Genomic DNA, 17,371 nt, shown 5'->3' on the forward strand with positions numbered 1-17,371 from the left:
CTATGTCGTTATAATTACTTTTTCCAACAGAGCTTAAGCGATGACCAAATACGTTTTTGTCACTGGTGGTGTGGTTTCTTCTTTAGGGAAAGGAATCGCAGCTGCCTCGCTTGCCGCGATTCTCGAATCCCGCGGCCTGAAAGTCACCCTCCTAAAATTAGACCCCTATATCAACGTCGACCCTGGCACGATGAGTCCGCTCCAACACGGCGAAGTTTTTGTAACCGAAGATGGAGCTGAAACTGACTTGGACTTAGGTCACTATGAACGCTTTGTTTCAGCGAAGATGCGTAAAAGCAATAACTTCACTACTGGTCAGATTTATGAATCCGTGATTAGCAAAGAACGCCGCGGTGAATATTTAGGAAAAACAGTTCAAGTTATTCCCCACATCACAAATGAAATTCAGGCTTTTGTGGAGCGGGGCGCAAAAGCAAGTCATGACGGCAAAGCTGACGTTGCTATTTGTGAAATCGGTGGCACCGTAGGTGATATTGAATCACTCCCATTCCTAGAGGCTGCAAGGCAGATGAGTTTGCGCTTACCAGTTCACGATTGCGCTTTTGTACACTTGACGCTAGTGCCTTACATCAACAGCGCTGGAGAGTTAAAAACAAAACCAACCCAGCATTCGGTGCAAAAGTTACGCGAGATTGGCATCATGCCTACCGTACTGTTGTGTCGTGCAGATCGCCCCATCCCTGAAGATGAGCGCGCAAAGATTTCTCTTTTCTCTAATGTTCGTGAAGAGGCGGTTATTTCCGTTTGGGATGTAGACACAATTTACAAGATTCCTGAAATGCTTCATGCACAGGGCATGGACGATTTAATTTGCCGTGAACTTGATCTCAAAGCAAAGCCAGCAGATCTTTCTGTATGGGCTAAGTTAGTATATGAAATGGCAAATCCTCAGCATGAAGTGACCATTGGTATGGTTGGTAAATATGTTGAGTTAACAGAGTCTTATAAATCACTTATTGAGGCGTTGCGTCATGCTGGTATTCATACACATACCCGTGTCAATATTAATTACATTGATTCTGAAGTGATTGAAAAAGATGGTATCGATTGCTTGCAAGATTTAGATGCTATTTTGGTTCCTGGCGGTTTTGGTAAGCGCGGAACTGAAGGCAAGATTGCTGCCATTCGCTATGCCCGTGAAAATAATGTTCCTTATTTAGGTATTTGCTTGGGAATGCAATTAGCAGTAATTGAATTTGCACGTCATGTAGCTAAGCTTACTAAGGCAAATAGCACCGAATTTGATCCTCAAAGCGAGCAGCCGGTTGTGGCTCTGATCACAGAGTGGCTTGACAGAGAGGGTAATGTTGAAAAAAGAACAAATGACTCTGATTTGGGAGGAACAATGCGTCTTGGTTCCCAACGCTGCCCTGTTAAGGCAGGTACTTTAGCGCATCGCATCTATGGGGCTGAGGTAAATGAGCGTCATCGTCATCGCTATGAAGTAAACAATACCTACGTTCCGCAGCTGGAACAGTCCGGCCTAATTATCTCCGCCAGAACGCCTAATGAAGAGTTGCCGGAGATGATGGAATTACCAGCATCCATTCATCCCTGGTTTTTTGGTGTGCAATTCCATCCGGAATTTACTTCAACACCTCGCGATGGTCACCCTTTGTTCTCTGCATTTATTAGTGCCGCACTTGAGCATCAAAAAACTGCTGAAAAGCAGTCTGCATAAAGGAAGAATATGAGTGCATTTAAGCTTTGTGGATTTGATGTAGGATTAGATCATCGCTTCTTTTTGATTGCTGGTCCTTGTGTTATTGAGTCAGAGCAATCTGCTATTGATATTGCAGGTCAATTAAAAGAAATTGCTAGCGCATTAAAGATTCCTTTTATTTATAAGTCATCATTTGATAAAGCAAATCGTTCATCAGGTACTTCATTCCGTGGATTAGGGATGGAGAAGGGTTTGGAGATTTTGGCTAAGGTTAAAAAACAGGTTGATATTCCTGTGCTAACAGATGTCCATGACATCAGCGAGATCACTGCTGTTGCTAGCGTCGTTGACGTGTTGCAAACCCCAGCTTTCTTATGTAGACAAACAGATTTCATTCGCGCTTGCGCACAAAGCGGTAAACCTGTGAATTTCAAGAAGGGCCAGTTTCTTTCTCCGCATGAAATGCTCAATGTCATTGAAAAGGCTAGAGCAGCTGCAGCTGAAATGAATCTTACCGATCAATTTATGGTCTGTGAGCGTGGAGCATCTTTTGGATATAACAATCTTGTTTCTGACATGCGTAGCCTTGCTATCTTGCGTGAATCTAATGCACCAGTAGTTTTTGATGCTACGCATTCAGTTCAATTGCCTGGTGGTCAAGGTAGCTCCAGCGGAGGGCAGCGTGAATTCGTGCCGGTTTTGGCCCGCGCTGCTGTCGCAGTAGGAATCAGTGGCCTCTTTATGGAAACTCATCCTGATCCAGCAAAAGCGCTGTCAGATGGTCCAAATGCTGTTCCCCTGGATCGCATGAAAGACTTGCTGGAATCATTGGTTGCTATAGACAACGTTGTTAAATCAACGGGTTCATTTTTAGAAGACAGTTTTAAGTAAAGAAGTTAAACCCATTTCATATTGTTTTGAGGAGAAGGTGCATGAGCGCCATTGTTGACATCATCGGTAGAGAAGTTCTGGATTCACGTGGCAACCCAACGGTTGAATGTGATGTTTTGCTTGAGTCAGGTGTGATGGGTCGCGCTGCGGTACCATCTGGTGCATCTACAGGCTCGCGCGAAGCGATTGAGCTACGTGATGGCGATAAAGCACGCTACTTAGGTAAAGGCGTTCTCAAGGCTGTTCAAAACATCAATATTGAAATTGCAGAATCTATTCTTGGATTGGATGCAAGCGAACAAGCATTTTTAGATCGCACCCTAATTGAGCTAGATGGCACACACAACAAAGCACGCTTAGGTGCTAATGCAACCTTAGCTGTATCCATGGCGGTTGCTAGAGCAGCCGCTGAAGAAGCAGGTTTGCCTTTGTATCGTTATTTTGGCGGCTCTGGGGGTATGCAATTACCAGTCCCCATGATGAATATTGTTAATGGTGGTGCACACGCCAATAACAGCTTAGATATTCAAGAGTTTATGGTGATGCCAGTTGGCGCAGAAAACTTCCGCGATGCATTACGTTGTGGTGCTGAAATTTTCCATGAGCTCAAGAAGATCTTGGGTGCACAAGGCATGCCTACTACCGTTGGTGATGAAGGTGGTTTTGCCCCTAATTTCAAGAGCAACCACGAGTGTCTACAGACCATCATGAAGGCTATTGAAGGCGCTGGTTACCAGGCTGGTGAAGACGTTGTCTTGGCTCTAGATTGTGCGGCCAGTGAATTCTATAAAGACGGCAAATACCATTTGTCTGGTGAGGGCCTTCAACTGAGCTCAAGTGAGTTTTCAGATTACCTCGGTAATTTAGCCGATCAATTCCCAATCGTTTCGATTGAAGATGGTATGCATGAGGGTGACTGGGATGGCTGGGCTGATATCACTAAAAAATTGGGTAAGAAAATTCAATTGGTTGGCGATGATCTATTTGTTACCAACACACGCATTCTCCAAGAGGGTATCGATAAGGGCATTGCCAATTCTATTTTGATTAAGATTAACCAAATTGGCACTTTGACAGAAACATTTGCTGCGATTGAGATGGCTAAGCGCGCAAACTACACAGCAGTGATTTCACATCGCTCAGGTGAAACTGAAGACAGCACCATTGCTGATATTGCCGTGGGCACTAATGCCGGTCAAATTAAAACAGGTTCTTTATCGCGCTCTGATCGTATTGCTAAGTACAACCAACTTTTACGCATCGAGGAAGATCTTGGTGATGTAGCTACTTATCCCGGTAAATCTGTTTTTTACAACCTCAAGCGCTAAGTTTGAACCAATACTGAATTAGTAAATAGTTTATGCGGATCGTCATCTACTCTATGCTGGTATTGCTCATAGCAATCCAGTACCCCCTTTGGTTGGGGAAGGGTGGGTGGCTGAAGGTTTATGAGATGGAGCGCCAAGTAGAGCTTCAAGAGGCTAAAAACAGTCTTTTGGCTTTACGTAATGCAAAGCTATCAGGGGATGTAAAAGATCTCAAAGATGGCACGCGCGCGATTGAAGAGCGTGCCCGTGTTGAGCACGGTTTGATTAAAGAAGGTGAATTCTTTGTTCAGATTTTGCCGGCTGACAAGCCTGCGACAGCGCAGCCCACAAAGCAGTAATCTTAATGGCCGCTAGATGGCGGTCTTGTCGCATCGCTTAATAAATCGGTTTTAAATACCTGCAGGCAATCGACTGCATCAAAGCGATAGGGCTTAGCGCAAAAATCACAAATCGTTTCTACTGCGCCTTGTTCCTCCAAAATGCTCTGCACTTCTTCCTCGCCAAGCATGCGCAAAATATCGGCAACCTTGGTGCGCGAGCATCGACAAGCAAAACGAATTGGTCGAGCAGGAAAACTTCGAACCCCATTCTCTGTAGACTCTTCCAAAAAGAGGCGTCTTAGGATGGTTTCTGGAGGAAGGGTGAGTAATTCTTCGTCGGTAATTGTTTCACCAAGGGTTTGAATGCGAGACCAGCCTTCAGCGGCAATCACTGGATCTAGGTGTGTATGTCCCCCAGAATTAGGCAGGCGCTGAAGTAATAGGCCGCCAACATGCGTATCGCTGGATGCCAGCCAAATACGCGTATCTAATTGTTCAGAGTTTTGCATATATAAGGCAATGGCTTGAGCAGCACTGGTCACAGGCTTGATTACTGCCCCTTGATGGTCTTGTAGTGCTACGATCCCTTGATAGGGGGCCTGTCCAGGTTCACGATCAGCAGGGTCTAGAGTAATAACCAATCTTCCGCTGTTGCTGACATCCAATAGTTCCGCTAGGGTTGCGTCTGGGGCTATTGCGGAAGGGTCAACGGACAGCTTTACTGTCGCGCGCATGGACAAATCTGACTTACATTCCACTACAAGCAGTTGAATGGGGCCCTTACTTTGCGCTTGAATAATGAGGGTTCCATCAAATTTCAGGCTGGCGCTCAACAGCGTGGCGGCCCCTACAAAATCACCCAGAATCCGACGTACGGCAGGGGGGTCATTGCGGCGCTCTAAAACAGCCTGCCAGGCGCTGCCAATTGAGACAATTTCCCCACGAACGGGGGCGCCATCACATATAAATACAAGTAACTCATTCATAAGTCAAAGTATCCACGTTTTTTCAGTTTTAGTCCTAATATGCCCGACCTGAGATAATGTCATTTATGCATATTCGTACACGTTTCGCCCCAAGTCCCACGGGCTTTATCCATCTGGGAAATCTTCGCAGCGCTCTCTATCCATGGGCTTTTGCGCGTCACAATAAAGGCGACTTTATCCTTCGAATAGAAGATACCGATTTAGAGCGCTCAACACAAGAGGCGGTCGATGTCATCATTGAAGGTATGGCATGGCTTGGCCTTGATCTAGACGAGGGTCCGATCTACCAAATGCAACGCATTGATCGATATCGTGAAGTCGTAAAGCAGATGCTGGATTCAGGATTGGCTTATCCCTGCTATATGAGTGAAGAAGAACTCAATAAGTTGCGAGATCAGCAAATGGCCAATAAAGAAAAACCTCGCTACAACGGTTTATGGAGACCGGAGCCTGGCAAAACATTGCCACCCGTTCCTGAGGGTGTTAATCCTGTAATACGCTTTAAAAATCCTATTGGTGGATCAGTAGTTTGGAATGATGCCGTTAAAGGTCAAATAGAAATTAGCAACGATGAGTTGGATGATTTAGTGATTGCAAGGCCGGATGGAACGCCTACTTATAACTTCTGCGTAGTAATTGATGACATGGATATGAACATCACCCACGTTATACGCGGTGATGACCATGTCAATAACACACCTCGACAAATTAATATCATGAAGGCCCTTGGCGGAATCCCGCCTGTTTACGCTCATCTGCCAACGGTCCTCAATGACTCTGGTGAAAAAATGAGTAAACGTAATGGGGCAATGAGCGTAAGAGACTATCAAAAGGCAGGGTATCTACCTGAAGCAATTCTCAATTATCTTGCCCGACTCGGTTGGTCGCATGGCGATGCTGAAGTTTTCACCAAAGAACAATTTGTAGATTGGTTTGATTTAGAAAGCTTGGGGCGTTCACCAGCACAACATAATCCAGAAAAATTACTATGGTTAAACCACCAATATATTCAGCATGCTGATCCTACTAAATTGGCGGCTGCGACAAAGCCATTTGCACATGAATTAGGTATCGATACTGAATCTGGTCCAGACTTTGTTCAGGTGGTAGGTTTGCTAAAGGACCGCGCCAATACCTTGATTGAAATTGCTGAAGGTGCAAAGCTGTTTTATTTACCAGCACCGGATTTAAACGCAGATCAAATCAAAGAAAATATTGCTGAATCTGTTATCCCTGCGTTTCAAGATTTGATTGAGGCAATATCTATTGCTGAGCCAACAAAAGAGGCTTACGCTGCTGCATTTAAACAAGTCCTAGCCAAGCATCAAATCAAAATGCCGGTCTTGGCAATGCCCGTCAGATACGCTTTATTTGCCACGACACAGACCCCAGCTATTGATTCTGTATTGGTAGTTTTGGGTAAAGAGGAGGTCCTAAAGAGGCTCTCCAAGGTAATCCAGTAAGGAATTTGCGCACCTGCACAAAAATAGGATAAAATCTTGGATTGTTTTGAGTGTCTTGTAGTTTTATTGCGGGATTTCGGGGGTATAGCTCAGCTGGGAGAGCGCTTGCATGGCATGCAAGAGGTCAGCGGTTCGATCCCGCTTATCTCCACCAAGCATTTAAAATGGAAGTTAGTTGCAGTCCAGGTCCCCATCGTCTAGAGGCCTAGGACATCACCCTTTCACGGTGAGTACGGGGGTTCGAATCCCCCTGGGGACGCCAGATATTTTGGTAGCAGTAAAATGTAGTTTGTGATGTTTCACTCGATGTATTTTGGAGCGGTAGTTCAGTTGGTTAGAATATCGGCCTGTCACGCCGAGGGTCGCGGGTTCGAGTCCCGTCCGTTCCGCCAAGACAATTAAAAAGCCCCCTTAATAGGGGGCTTTTTTTATTCTCGAGACCTGTTACTTACTTCTTCTTGGGTGTGGTGATCGATGCAGCCATTGCATCAAAATAAATCACCTTTACTTGCTCGCCTACGTTAACGTCAGCTAAAAGAGCAGGGTTCTTAACTGTTACTGTCGTGATCTTGCCGCTTGGGCCTTTCACTGAAACGAGCTTCTTCTCACGATTTACCTCAACGATATCAGCGATGATGGTTGTTTTATTTGTAATAGTTTCAGACGGCTTCTCATCCGCCTTGGATTTAGTTACTGTATTTGTTTCAACTTTAGAGCGAACGCCGTCACTCTTGGTTTTAATTAGCTCAATAGCAACTGCTAATTCATAATTAACATTAACACGGTCACCTTTTTTGATCTGCGCAAAATTGGTAATTTCTGGGCCTGCTACGAATTTAGTTTCGCCTTCTTTATTCTTAAAGGTAATTGTGCGAGTCTTTTTATCAATCTTTACTACCTCACCTTCATATAGTTGGTAGATGTTGTCTGTAACTGCAGCATCAATGACAACTGGCTTAGCTGGTGCGGATTGGGCATATGCTACTGAACCTGCGAAAAGGGTGGCAATTACCAAGGCAATTGGGGCATATTTGATATTCATTATTTTCCTTATCTATAAAAATCTACTTCAATCTTAGCCTATTTTTATGTGCAAAATGGGCTATTTAACCCTTTATTGCTCATATTCCAGAGTAAGACTTAAATCAATTTCTTTTGTTAATATCTTCCATCCCATTGATTTACCTGATTTTGTTTATAAGGATTTGAAATGCCTCAGTTTGCTGCCAACCTTACTATGCTCTTTAATGAATCGCCATTTATGGAGCGTTTTGAAAAAGCGGCTAAATCTGGATTTCAGGCCGTTGAATTTCTTTTTCCCTATGCTTTTGCCGCAGAGGAGATTAAACAAAAACTGGATCAAAATAAACTTCAGTTAGTTCTCCATAATTTGCCGGCTGGCGATTGGGAGGCTGGTGAACGCGGTATTGCATGCTTGCCCGATCGTGTTTCAGAATTTCAGACTGGCGTTACTAAAGCGATTGAATATGCAAAAGTACTCGGCGTTAAGAAGTTAAACTGCTTAGCCGGAAAAATTCCTGCCAATGTTGATGCCGAGTTGTTAAGAAAAACATTCGTAGCAAATCTTCGCTATGCAGCTGCTGAACTCAAAAAAGAAAATATTAAGCTTCTCATTGAGCCAATCAATACATTTGATATTCCCGGATTTTATTTGTCTAAAACGCAACAGGCAATTGATGTAATCAATGAAGTTGGCTCAGATAATTTGTATATTCAATACGATATTTATCACGCCCAAAGAATGGAGGGGGAGCTTTGCAAAACCCTGGAAGCAAATCTTTCCAAAATCGCTCACATTCAGCTTGCAGATAATCCGGGTCGTAATGAGCCTGGTACTGGTGAAATCAACTACACACACCTATTTAAATTTATTGACCGAATAGGTTATCAAGGTTGGATTGGCTGTGAATATAAGCCAGCATCAACTACCGAGGCCGGTTTAGGTTGGATTAAAGATCTGAATAACTAAATAACTTAATAAAAATACGGAGATATGATGAGTGACAAACTTAAGCTCGGTTTTGTTGGACTAGGAATTATGGGTGCCCCAATGGCCGGTCACTTGGTGACTGCTGGCCATGAAGTGTTTATTAATACACGCAGCAAGGTACCTGAGGGTCTAGTATCTTCTACGGCTATTCAATGCTCCTCACCACAAGAGGTCGCAAGTAAGGCTGACATTATTTTTACCATGGTTCCTGATACGCCTGATGTAGAGAAAGTATTGTTTGGTGATCAAGGCATTGCTGCCGGCCTGAGCAAAGGAAAGATCGTGGTGGATATGAGCTCTATATCCCCAATTGCAACTAAAGAGTTTGCAAAGAAATTAAATGCCATCGGTTGCGATTATCTTGATGCCCCTGTATCAGGTGGAGAGCTAGGCGCAAAAAATGCAACCCTCTCCATCATGGTTGGTGGCGATGAGAAAATATTTGAGAAGGTAAAACCTGTATTTGAGCTGATGGGTAAAAATATTAACCTCGTAGGCGGCAATGGTGATGGCCAAACTGCAAAGGTGGCTAACCAGATTATTGTTGCTTTAAATATTGAGGCTGTAGCAGAGGCACTCTTGTTTGCCGCAAAAGCCGGAGCTGATCCTGCAAAAGTCCGTCAAGCTTTGATGGGAGGATTTGCCAGCTCAAAAATTTTGGAAGTGCATGGCGAACGAATGGTGAAGCGTACATTTGATCCTGGCTTCAGAATTGAGTTGCATCAAAAAGACCTCAATCTTGCCCTGAGTAGCGCTAGAGCCCTTGGTGTCTCTTTGCCAAATACCGCAACTGCACAGGAATTATTTAACTCCTGTTCAGCTCATGGTGGTAAAGCCTGGGATCACTCCGCCATGGTAAAAGCCTTGGAGAAGTTGGCTAATTTCGAAATTGGACAAAAGGCCTAAGTCATTTTATGTCATCAACTTTAGTGGTTTATCTTCATGGCTTTCGCTCTTCACCAAGATCAAGCAAGGCGGTAATGACGGGCGAGGCTATAAAAGCATTGTCTACATTGGACGAGCGGGTTGAATGGTATTGCCCCCAGCTCTTAGCGTCACCAAAAGCTAGTATGGATTTGGTGGTCAAGTACATTGAAGAATCAAAGCATGATCGATTGGTAGTGATCGGCTCATCATTAGGCGGCTACTATACAAATTATCTGGCAGAAAAATATGACTGCAAGGCTGTTGCATTGAATCCTGCAGTTAGAGCGCCTAAGGAGTTGGCTTCGCATGTTGGCATGCTTACTTCATACGATACCGATGAGCCTTATGATTTTCGTCCAGAATATATAGACGAACTCAAGTCGTTTCAGGTTGAAAAGATCACCAATCCTGGGCGTTACTTTTTGTTGGCCGCAAAAGGCGACGAACTTTTGGATTGGCGCGAAATGGTTGATTTTTACAAAGGCGCCGAACAATTAGTGCTTGAGGGCGGTGATCATGGCATTGCTGATTACCCGGCGTATTTGCCCACAGTCTTAAAGTTCATCAATTTGTAGTGGATTGATTGGCGCTAACTTCTTCTGTAAGATAAGTTAAATAGCCATCCCTAACAGGGGTTGCTTAGAAAGGAGAGATTGTGCTGAGCATCTTGAAATTAGACGCAGGTGGAATTCCCCAGGGCTGGGTAAATGCAGAGGAGGCCACTAAACAATATGCCGATAGTAGTGTGTTGTGGACACTAGGCGACCCTATCTTCCAAATGCGCGGCGGCATTTCTCGTGCTACTGGAAAACAATCTCTCATTGAACTTCACTCGATTATTGCTGTGAAGGGTAGCGCCAAGATTAACCTTTTTGATGTAGTACCCGTTATTACCAAGCATAAGCTTTTTAAACGTGACCGCGGTCTTTGCGCTTATTGCGGCGACGTCATTCATGAGAACCAAGCCGAGGCTGAGCACATCATTCCCAATAGTCGTGGCGGTAAATATAGCTGGATGAATTTAGTGATCTCATGTCGACCATGCAATCAACGCAAGGGTAATCGAACGCCAGAGCAAGCTGGAATGGCATTGCTTTACACACCTTATTTACCGAGCCTCTATGAAGACATGATTCTCAAAGGCCGAAATATTCTGGCAGATCAAATGGACTTCCTGGCTGCAAATCTTCCTAAAAATAGTCGTCTTCTTGAGAGTCTGCCCTGAGCCTGAATCTAGGGCGGGGTCACTTTTTTCATCCGCCTAAGACTAACTCCTTCAGAATCCTTATCGCGGCATTGCTGCTATCAATAGCGGGGCATCTCGTCTTATTTTTTGGTCTACCTTTTTTCTCTTTTTCTGAGCCACCACCCATTGCGGATGACTTAATCATTAGGACTGAATTAAAGGCTGAACCCCCCAAAAAAATTCAGATGGCCAATGCCGCAAAGAAGACTCCTAAAAAAAGTACATCGAGTAATCTTGCAGATGACCTTAAATCGAATATTGATGGACAGCAGGGTGGCTCTAATAATCAATCGGGAGTAGCTTTTAAATTACCAGAGTCCGGAATTATTTATTACGACTCTTATGTCGACGGTCAAAAATACCAAACTGGTGAAATTGATTGGATTGTTGAAGGCAATAATTACCGTCTTTATATCAACATTCCCTATGCATTTGTCGGTCCGTTTGTTTTTGAATCGCGTGGAACTGTGGATGCCTATGGAATTGCTCCTAGCATCTATTGGACCCAACGTGGTACTAAGCCCCCACGCTATTCTCGTTTTGACCGCAATGAAAAAGGGGAGGGGCAGATGTTCTTTTCTGAGAAGCCTGAACATACTCCAGCGATACTGCCAGGCACTCAAGATCGTTTTAGCCTGCTGTTTCAGTTGGCGTCATTGCTCAATGGGGATAGCAAAATAGATGAAGCGGGCTCTATTCGCGCCATCCCAGTTGTGGATTACAACACCTTGGAAATGTGGAACTTTAAGAGTTATGGTGAGAAAGAATCAGAAGACGTGCCCAGTCTTGGAAAATCAGTTAGCCGCCATTACGCTTTGATGCAGCGGGAGAATGACCCATATAAGCGTCAAGTTGATATATGGCTTTCCAAAGACTTGGAGTGGCTTCCTGGTCGCATTCGGTCGCTTGAGTCCAATGGTAGGGTACTTGAGCTTGTTTTCAAGCAGAAGAGCCCGATACCAGCTGGAATGAGACCCTAAGTTTAAAAGCCAGAGCCAGACTTTGGGTTTTGATTGTTATGGCCCAATAGTGCGCCCATCATTGAGTACAGCGCTGCTCCCGACATGGATACAGCAAAAATACCGCTAAAGGAAATAATGATTGGCAAGATTCTCCAATGCTCAGGGAGCGTGTAATTACCGTAGCCTACAGTTGTATACATTTCACCGGCAAAATAAAAGGTTTGCGGATTGGTCGGAAATACTTTTAAAGCCACGCAGATATATGCCCAAAGTACGATTTCACCTAAATGGCTGGCAATGACAAGCAGGATTGCGATGAAGTAGGATAGAAAGCTACCTCCGTACACTCGCTTTCTAGTCATCAAGCGATCAATTGCATGAAATGCTCCTGCGATAGCGAGTACAGCAACTCCATGAATTGCAAGCATTCCGCAAGCAAAAATTAAAACTTCCCAAATCTGGCTATTGCCCATGTCGGCATTAATCTGACTGAATAGGGTGCCGAAGCTTGGCAAACTGGCATTGCGATATAAGTCTAGAAGTAACATGTCATTAAATAAGAAGTTGGCTCAATTGGAGTCTATTGGCATGAAATTAAGAGGTTTGATTATTATTTTTAACAGGGTCGGTAAAGGTGCAGATCAAAAGACTATATAAAGCTGCTCCAGATATAGCCACAGCGAAAAGGCCCGAAAAAGAGATCAAGATCGGCAACATACGCCATTGCGAGCTAAGAACGTAAATGGGGTCATTGTGATCAAGGTTTGTGTACATCTCACCAGCAAAATAAAAGGTGTTTAGGATGCTCGAGTACACCTCAACACTAACCATCGCATAGGTCCAAATGAAAATATCAATGAGGTGGCTAAAAAGGATTAGCAGCACTACGGTGAAATAGACTAGGCCATCAATCTTCTTATTTCTAAAGTTGCTATATCTTTTATTAAAGGCATGAAAGCAGCTCATGATGATCAGAATTAAGACGCCATGAACAAGCACAACCAACACGGCAATAAAACTCATCAGCCTGATTCCAAAATTAGTCAGGCTGCCTGTAATTTCACTCAGGATGTAATAGACGTTGGGTAGGGAGTTAAGGAAGTCTGGCATAAGCGAATTTGTATTGATGTTTAATGAGTGACTCAAATATCTTATTTGACATAATAATGATTATACGCAGATAGAGATATTAAGGTTTCGAGGTCTCAAGACTCTTTGGGCGGATATATTGTTGCTTATAAAGCCTTTGCCAACGTGAACTTAAGCCCTCTGCAATCCATGGTTTCTCATAAATATAAGCAATATCAATAGCAGTAAAACCTTGATCATTCCGTAATTTGAGATCGGCGCCTTTATCCAGCAATAGCTTGATCAGCGTTTCATTGCCGCCTAAAACGGCCATCATTAACGGCGTTGTATTACTCGGACTCAAAGAATCAATAATTGCTCCGTTAGCAATGAGATATTGAGCAACCTCTAGCTGACCCTTTGAGCAAGCGTAATGTAATGGCGTCCAGCCTATATGGTTAATTTGCGCCTTATTTTGCACAACCAGCGTCTTAACCAGCCCTAAATCGCCTTCAATTGAGGCAATCATGAGGGGTGTCTCACCGAACTTATTGGATATATCTACATCAGTTGCCTTATTGGCGAGCAAATAAGAAATAACGGCATCTGACTTATCTCTAATAGCTAGATTGAGCATTAGCTCACCCTTAGGATCAAGGATGTTAGGACTAACGCCCTGCGAAATGAGGGTTTTAATGGTTGAAACATCATTAAATTTAGCTGCTTTTGCGAACTCAGCAATTTGCACATCGGACTGTGCAAGTGCCGCTCCATTTAGAGTTAAAAAAATGGTAAATATATTAAATAACTTTCTCATATTACGGATCTATCTATATGAAAACATTCATAAAAATTACTGGTAGTATGACTAGCCAGGTCCTCAAGAGGAACGCCTTTTAGGTCAGCTATAAATTCACCTACCTTGGAAACCCATGCAGGCTCATTAATCTTGCCGCGATAAGGAATCGGAGCTAAGTAAGGCGAATCTGTCTCAATCAGCATGCGCTCCAAAGGCACCTGCTTGCAGGTTTCCTGAAGCTCCTTAGCACTCTTAAAGGTCACAATTCCGGAAAAGGAGATAAAAAATCCCATTTCCATGGCTGCTTTTGCAACTTCATAAGACTCAGTAAAGCAATGCATCACACCGCCAATTTGCTGAGCACCCTCCTCTTTAAGGATTTTGATGGTGTCATCAGAGGATGAGCGGGTGTGGATTATCAATGGTTTCTTTGCAGCAATCGAAGCTCTAATATGGGTTCTAAAGCGCTCTCGTTGCCATTCCATGGACTCATAACTGCGATCCCCCATTCGATAGTAATCAAGCCCCGTCTCGCCAATAGCGACAATTTTGGGATGCTGTAGAGCGGTCTCAACTAAAAACTCTAGGGTTGGTTCGGGGGTGTCTTCATAATCAGGGTGAACACCCACTGAAGCAAAGAGGTTGGGATGATTTTGCGCTAGCTTTAAGACATTTGGAAAGTCCGGCAAATCAACCGATACGCATAAAGCATGACTCACCTTGGCGGATTCCATGTTATTCAAGACCTCAGGTAGGCGGGCTTGAAATTCTGGGAAGTCTAGATGGCAATGGGAGTCTATAAACATGACTCGCTATTTTAGACTGCCTAAGCTGTTTTTAGGCTTTAAAGATCTGCTGATATTGGGAAAGTAATGCCTCCAACTGAATTCTGTTGGCCAGGGGGTGGTTTTCATGACGGCGTGCTTGAACCAGGGACTTCCAAAATTGCAGCATTCTTTCAATATTCACCATTTTTGATAAGCCCTGAAGGGTCGCCAAATGCTTAGGGTAGTAACGTGGAATGCCGCCCTGAGTTACTGACTGCAGATCCGAAGCCCAGCGCTGCATACTGGCTAATAAAAAGGAATATTGAGCTTTATGAGTTTTTTCAGCGGTATCGAGCCAATTGATTCTGATACCTTGGGCCATTGATTGCAGTAAGTAGCGAGATGCTTGAATTGAGATGCTTAATTCATCCTTATCATCTTTATTGTGTCTAGCAATCAGGGAATCAAGAACCAAAAACGGCGCCCCGCCCTGTTCATCATAGACGGTCTCAATGTCTGCATCACTCATTTTTAGACCGCTAATGTTGTTCAATTGAGTTTTCAGCCAAGCCAATCCCTGCGCTCGATCAGGTCGAGGTGCAGTCAATAAGCGGCACCGTGAACGAATGGTTGGCAAAACACGATCAACTCGATCGGCAAGCAATATAAAAATAGTATTTGCAGGTGGCTCCTCTAATGACTTCAGTAAAGTATTGGCGGAGTCTGAACGCAGCATTTCTAAGGGGTAAATCAAAATTACACGATTGCCGCCACGATGCGATCCAATGGAAAGATTTTCAATCGCATGACGAGTTTCTTCAATTGAAATATTTTTCTTTTCCTTTTTCTCGCTAGATTCACTGTCATCATCACGAGCTGCCTTACCCTTTTTCGGTGAGTCATCACCCTCATAATCGGCATGAGGTAAAAGTTTGCGATGGGTTTCAGGTACGAGTGGGATAAAGTCAGGATGATTGCCGGTATTGAACCAGTGACACGCCTCACATTGGTTGCATGGTTTTACAGCAGAGCTAGTATTTTCACAAAGAAGCGCCTTAGCAAGCTCGATAGAAAACGCAAACTTACCTATTCCAGACTGGCCATGCAACAAAATAGCATTGGGAAAGTTAGCAAGGTCTAGGCCTTCCCATAGAGGCTCAAGCCATGGCGCTATAGAAGTTTCTTGAATCACTTACAGTGCGATCTGAATCAGTTTCAGCCCTTCCCAGATGCGCTCTGGGGTTTGGGTTGCATCTACTAAGTGGAAGCGTTTGGGATCAGCTTTAGCTCGACGCAAGTATTCTTGCCGAACTCTTTCGAAAAAGTTCAAATCCATCTGTTCAAATTTATCTGGCGCACGAACTTTTGAGCGGCGAGACTCTGCAATCTCACCAGGTAAGTCAAACAAGATTGTTAAGTTAGGCTGCAGGATTGAGTGATCAGCGCGACCTTGAACCCAACGCTCCAAATCATTTAACTTGCTCAAACTCAAGCCACGCCCCCCGCCTTGATAGGCAAAACTGGCATCCGTAAAGCGATCAGAGATCACTATCTTGCCTGCCAAAAGTGCTGGTTCGATTACTTGAGCAATATGTTCTCGCCGTGCCGCAAACATTAATAACGCTTCTGTCTCTAAATTCATGGGCGCATCTAATAGTAGATTGCGCAGTTGCTCACCAAGAACTGTACCTCCAGGCTCTCGAGTCAAGACTACTTCCGTATTGGGATAGCGTTCTTGCATGAGATTTCGGAATGCATCTACGTGTGTACTCTTACCTGCGCCATCGATACCTTCGAAGCTGATGAAATATCCGTTGTGTGCTGATGTCATATAAAAATGAATTTAGTTGGCGCTATTCTTAGGGGCAATCTTGCGTTGATATCGATCTACTGCTGTCTCATGCTCTTTTAAACTTTGAGAAAAATGACTACTTCCATCTCCTTTAGCTACAAAGAATAAAGCATTACTTTTGGCGGGATGCGCGGCAGCCAAAATAGACTCTTTACTTGGCATTGCTATAGGGCTAGGGGGTAATCCTTTATGCATATAGGTATTGTAGGCAGTGTCTTTACGTAAATCTGCTTTACGCAAGTTGCCATCAAATTTAGGCCCTATCCCATAAATAACCGTAGGATCGGTTTGAAGTGGCATTCCTTTATTCAGGCGGTTAATAAATACAGACGCTACCAGATCCCGATCACTTGACCGCCCTGTCTCTTTCTCAATTATCGAGCCCAGTATTAATAACTCATAGGGAGTTTTTAATGGGAGTGCTGCCTCCTTTTGATCCCATACTTGCGTTAATTGCTTTTGCATTGCTTGCGCAGCTCTACGATATATATTGACATCGGGCTCATCCGGATCAAATACATACGTATCCGGGAGGAAAATGCCTTCATCACTCGGATAGCTAAGATTCAGGGCCTGCAGTAACTCTTTGCTACTCATGCCCTTGGTTTGGTGGATCAGGGAGGGATGAGTATCAAACATTTTCCGCACTTGCCAAATAGTCATTCCCGGAATAATTGCAATACTTTCTCTTACGCGATCACCACGCGCAATTTGAAGCAAAATCTTTCCAAGGCTCGCCCCGCTTGGAAGCAGGTAAGTACCCGGCTTTAATTTGGATCCAATCAATAAACTTCTAGCGGCTACTTGTAGGACAAAGGAATTAACCGATATGCCTTGATCGCTTAGTTGATTAGCAATGCTTGATAGACTGGATTGGGGATTAATCTTGGCTTTGTATTGGTCTGCATTGTCAACATTAGACTGACTGGGAACCACTGGATATAGAAAAATACCAGCATAAAACGCACCTAAGGCGAATACAAAAACGATAAGCCAATACTTCAGACCTCGATCTTTAGACTTTTTCCTTGAAAACAGTGACCTGCTCTGAATTTTTCTGCTCATCA

At 43.9% G+C, this 17,371-nt stretch carries 19 protein-coding genes and 3 tRNA genes; 13 read left to right on the forward strand and 9 right to left on the reverse strand.

Translation table 11 applies throughout. The features are described from left to right. Positions 1-40: 40 nt before the first annotated feature. Genes pyrG through ftsB form a run of 4 tightly spaced genes read left to right on the forward strand, consistent with a single transcriptional unit; the run spans position 41 to position 4,241 of the window. A complete protein-coding gene (gene pyrG / locus AOC20_RS04685) occupies positions 41-1,702 on the forward strand; it encodes a CTP synthase (protein ID WP_215361939.1) in 1,662 nt (553 codons plus the stop codon). A 9-nt stretch (positions 1,703-1,711) separates the two neighbouring features. Continuing rightward, positions 1,712-2,575: a 3-deoxy-8-phosphooctulonate synthase gene (gene kdsA, locus AOC20_RS04690; protein ID WP_215361941.1), complete on the forward strand. Its 864-nt coding sequence runs from the start codon at positions 1,712-1,714 to the stop codon at positions 2,573-2,575. A 41-nt stretch (positions 2,576-2,616) separates the two neighbouring features. Beyond that, the gene (eno, locus tag AOC20_RS04695) at positions 2,617-3,903 is read left to right on the forward strand and encodes a phosphopyruvate hydratase (protein ID WP_215361943.1); all 1,287 of its coding nucleotides are present in this window, start codon (positions 2,617-2,619) and stop codon (positions 3,901-3,903) included. Positions 3,904-3,935: 32 nt separating this feature from the next. Then, complete coding sequence (gene ftsB, locus AOC20_RS04700) at positions 3,936-4,241, forward strand: cell division protein FtsB (RefSeq protein WP_215361944.1); 306 nt, start codon at positions 3,936-3,938, stop codon at positions 4,239-4,241. Positions 4,242-4,243: 2 nt separating this feature from the next. Here the strand turns inward: ftsB and hslO are convergent, their stop codons facing one another. After that, positions 4,244-5,209 (reverse strand): Hsp33 family molecular chaperone HslO, encoded by a 966-nt coding sequence (gene hslO, locus AOC20_RS04705; RefSeq protein WP_215361946.1) that lies wholly within the window; start codon positions 5,207-5,209, stop codon positions 4,244-4,246. Positions 5,210-5,265: 56 nt separating this feature from the next. Here hslO and gltX point away from each other — a divergent pair, with 56 nt between their 5' ends. From gltX to AOC20_RS04725, 4 genes are all read left to right on the forward strand, one after another. Next, positions 5,266-6,672 (forward strand): glutamate--tRNA ligase, encoded by a 1,407-nt coding sequence (gltX, locus tag AOC20_RS04710; protein ID WP_215361948.1) that lies wholly within the window; start codon positions 5,266-5,268, stop codon positions 6,670-6,672. A 78-nt stretch (positions 6,673-6,750) separates the two neighbouring features. Beyond that, positions 6,751-6,826 (forward strand) — tRNA-Ala (locus AOC20_RS04715). Between the two features lie 32 nt (positions 6,827-6,858). After that, positions 6,859-6,934 (forward strand) — tRNA-Glu (locus AOC20_RS04720). Between the two features lie 53 nt (positions 6,935-6,987). After that, positions 6,988-7,064 (forward strand) — tRNA-Asp (locus AOC20_RS04725). A 56-nt stretch (positions 7,065-7,120) separates the two neighbouring features. Here the strand turns inward: AOC20_RS04725 and AOC20_RS04730 are convergent. Then, positions 7,121-7,714 carry a hypothetical protein gene (locus AOC20_RS04730; RefSeq protein WP_215361950.1) on the reverse strand — a complete coding sequence of 198 codons (594 nt, stop codon included), beginning with the start codon at positions 7,712-7,714 and terminating at the stop codon, positions 7,121-7,123. Between the two features lie 168 nt (positions 7,715-7,882). On the opposite strand from AOC20_RS04730, the gene hyi reads away from it, so the two are divergent. From hyi to AOC20_RS04755, 5 genes are all read left to right on the forward strand, one after another. Beyond that, complete coding sequence (hyi, locus tag AOC20_RS04735; protein WP_215361952.1) at positions 7,883-8,662, forward strand: hydroxypyruvate isomerase; 780 nt, start codon at positions 7,883-7,885, stop codon at positions 8,660-8,662. Positions 8,663-8,686: 24 nt separating this feature from the next. After that, on the forward strand, positions 8,687-9,589 hold the full coding sequence (glxR, locus tag AOC20_RS04740; protein ID WP_215361954.1) for a 2-hydroxy-3-oxopropionate reductase: 903 nt from the start codon (positions 8,687-8,689) through the stop codon (positions 9,587-9,589). Between the two features lie 8 nt (positions 9,590-9,597). Then, positions 9,598-10,185, forward strand: coding sequence for a YqiA/YcfP family alpha/beta fold hydrolase (locus tag AOC20_RS04745; protein WP_215361956.1), 588 nt, complete (start codon positions 9,598-9,600; stop codon positions 10,183-10,185). An 80-nt stretch (positions 10,186-10,265) separates the two neighbouring features. After that, positions 10,266-10,835 (forward strand): HNH endonuclease, encoded by a 570-nt coding sequence (locus AOC20_RS04750; RefSeq protein ID WP_433915465.1) that lies wholly within the window; start codon positions 10,266-10,268, stop codon positions 10,833-10,835. A gap of 206 nt (positions 10,836-11,041) precedes the next feature. Then, a complete protein-coding gene (locus AOC20_RS04755; RefSeq protein ID WP_251373166.1) occupies positions 11,042-11,836 on the forward strand; it encodes a DUF3108 domain-containing protein in 795 nt (264 codons plus the stop codon). Between the two features lie 2 nt (positions 11,837-11,838). On the opposite strand, the gene AOC20_RS04760 is transcribed toward AOC20_RS04755, so the two are convergent. The 7 genes from AOC20_RS04760 to mltG all read right to left on the reverse strand — a co-directional run bounded on the left by AOC20_RS04760 (position 11,839) and on the right by mltG (position 17,369). After that, positions 11,839-12,366 (reverse strand): ion channel, encoded by a 528-nt coding sequence (locus AOC20_RS04760; RefSeq protein WP_215361958.1) that lies wholly within the window; start codon positions 12,364-12,366, stop codon positions 11,839-11,841. A 46-nt stretch (positions 12,367-12,412) separates the two neighbouring features. Further along, positions 12,413-12,928, reverse strand: coding sequence for a hypothetical protein (locus AOC20_RS04765; protein ID WP_215361960.1), 516 nt, complete (start codon positions 12,926-12,928; stop codon positions 12,413-12,415). A 79-nt stretch (positions 12,929-13,007) separates the two neighbouring features. Further along, entirely contained in the window at positions 13,008-13,703 is a 696-nt protein-coding gene (locus AOC20_RS04770; protein WP_215361962.1) for an ankyrin repeat domain-containing protein, read from the reverse strand. Beyond that, entirely contained in the window at positions 13,700-14,491 is a 792-nt protein-coding gene (locus tag AOC20_RS04775) for a TatD family hydrolase (RefSeq protein WP_215361965.1), read from the reverse strand. Before AOC20_RS04775 ends, AOC20_RS04770 begins: the two co-directional genes overlap by 4 nt. A 31-nt stretch (positions 14,492-14,522) precedes the next feature. Next, on the reverse strand, positions 14,523-15,644 hold the full coding sequence (locus tag AOC20_RS04780; RefSeq protein ID WP_215361967.1) for a DNA polymerase III delta subunit-related protein: 1,122 nt from the start codon (positions 15,642-15,644) through the stop codon (positions 14,523-14,525). Beyond that, on the reverse strand, positions 15,645-16,283 hold the full coding sequence (gene tmk, locus AOC20_RS04785; RefSeq protein WP_215361969.1) for a dTMP kinase: 639 nt from the start codon (positions 16,281-16,283) through the stop codon (positions 15,645-15,647). A 12-nt stretch (positions 16,284-16,295) separates the two neighbouring features. Next, positions 16,296-17,369 (reverse strand): endolytic transglycosylase MltG, encoded by a 1,074-nt coding sequence (gene mltG / locus AOC20_RS04790; RefSeq protein ID WP_215361971.1) that lies wholly within the window; start codon positions 17,367-17,369, stop codon positions 16,296-16,298. Between the last annotated feature and the right edge of the window lie 2 nt (positions 17,370-17,371).

It is taken from the genome of Polynucleobacter ibericus (assembly GCF_018687955.1).
GTDB classification, from domain to species: domain Bacteria; phylum Pseudomonadota; class Gammaproteobacteria; order Burkholderiales; family Burkholderiaceae; genus Polynucleobacter; species Polynucleobacter ibericus.

What these genes read in the sequence shown, in the direction of transcription:
- pyrG (WP_215361939.1), top strand. Translation starts at nt 41, where the DNA reads ATGACCAAATACGTTTTTGTCACTGGTGGTGTGGTTTCTTCTTTAGGG.
- kdsA (WP_215361941.1), top strand. Translation starts at nt 1,712, where the DNA reads ATGAGTGCATTTAAGCTTTGTGGATTTGATGTAGGATTAGATCATCGC.
- eno (WP_215361943.1), top strand. Translation starts at nt 2,617, where the DNA reads ATGAGCGCCATTGTTGACATCATCGGTAGAGAAGTTCTGGATTCACGT.
- ftsB (WP_215361944.1), top strand. Translation starts at nt 3,936, where the DNA reads ATGCGGATCGTCATCTACTCTATGCTGGTATTGCTCATAGCAATCCAG.
- hslO (WP_215361946.1), bottom strand. Translation starts at nt 5,209, where the DNA reads ATGAATGAGTTACTTGTATTTATATGTGATGGCGCCCCCGTTCGTGGG.
- gltX (WP_215361948.1), top strand. Translation starts at nt 5,266, where the DNA reads ATGTCATTTATGCATATTCGTACACGTTTCGCCCCAAGTCCCACGGGC.
- AOC20_RS04730 (WP_215361950.1), bottom strand. Translation starts at nt 7,714, where the DNA reads ATGAATATCAAATATGCCCCAATTGCCTTGGTAATTGCCACCCTTTTC.
- hyi (WP_215361952.1), top strand. Translation starts at nt 7,883, where the DNA reads ATGCCTCAGTTTGCTGCCAACCTTACTATGCTCTTTAATGAATCGCCA.
- glxR (WP_215361954.1), top strand. Translation starts at nt 8,687, where the DNA reads ATGATGAGTGACAAACTTAAGCTCGGTTTTGTTGGACTAGGAATTATG.
- AOC20_RS04745 (WP_215361956.1), top strand. Translation starts at nt 9,598, where the DNA reads ATGTCATCAACTTTAGTGGTTTATCTTCATGGCTTTCGCTCTTCACCA.
- AOC20_RS04755 (WP_251373166.1), top strand. Translation starts at nt 11,042, where the DNA reads ATGGCCAATGCCGCAAAGAAGACTCCTAAAAAAAGTACATCGAGTAAT.
- AOC20_RS04760 (WP_215361958.1), bottom strand. Translation starts at nt 12,366, where the DNA reads ATGTTACTTCTAGACTTATATCGCAATGCCAGTTTGCCAAGCTTCGGC.
- AOC20_RS04765 (WP_215361960.1), bottom strand. Translation starts at nt 12,928, where the DNA reads ATGCCAGACTTCCTTAACTCCCTACCCAACGTCTATTACATCCTGAGT.
- AOC20_RS04770 (WP_215361962.1), bottom strand. Translation starts at nt 13,703, where the DNA reads ATGAGAAAGTTATTTAATATATTTACCATTTTTTTAACTCTAAATGGA.
- AOC20_RS04775 (WP_215361965.1), bottom strand. Translation starts at nt 14,491, where the DNA reads ATGTTTATAGACTCCCATTGCCATCTAGACTTCCCAGAATTTCAAGCC.
- tmk (WP_215361969.1), bottom strand. Translation starts at nt 16,283, where the DNA reads ATGACATCAGCACACAACGGATATTTCATCAGCTTCGAAGGTATCGAT.
- mltG (WP_215361971.1), bottom strand. Translation starts at nt 17,369, where the DNA reads ATGAGCAGAAAAATTCAGAGCAGGTCACTGTTTTCAAGGAAAAAGTCT.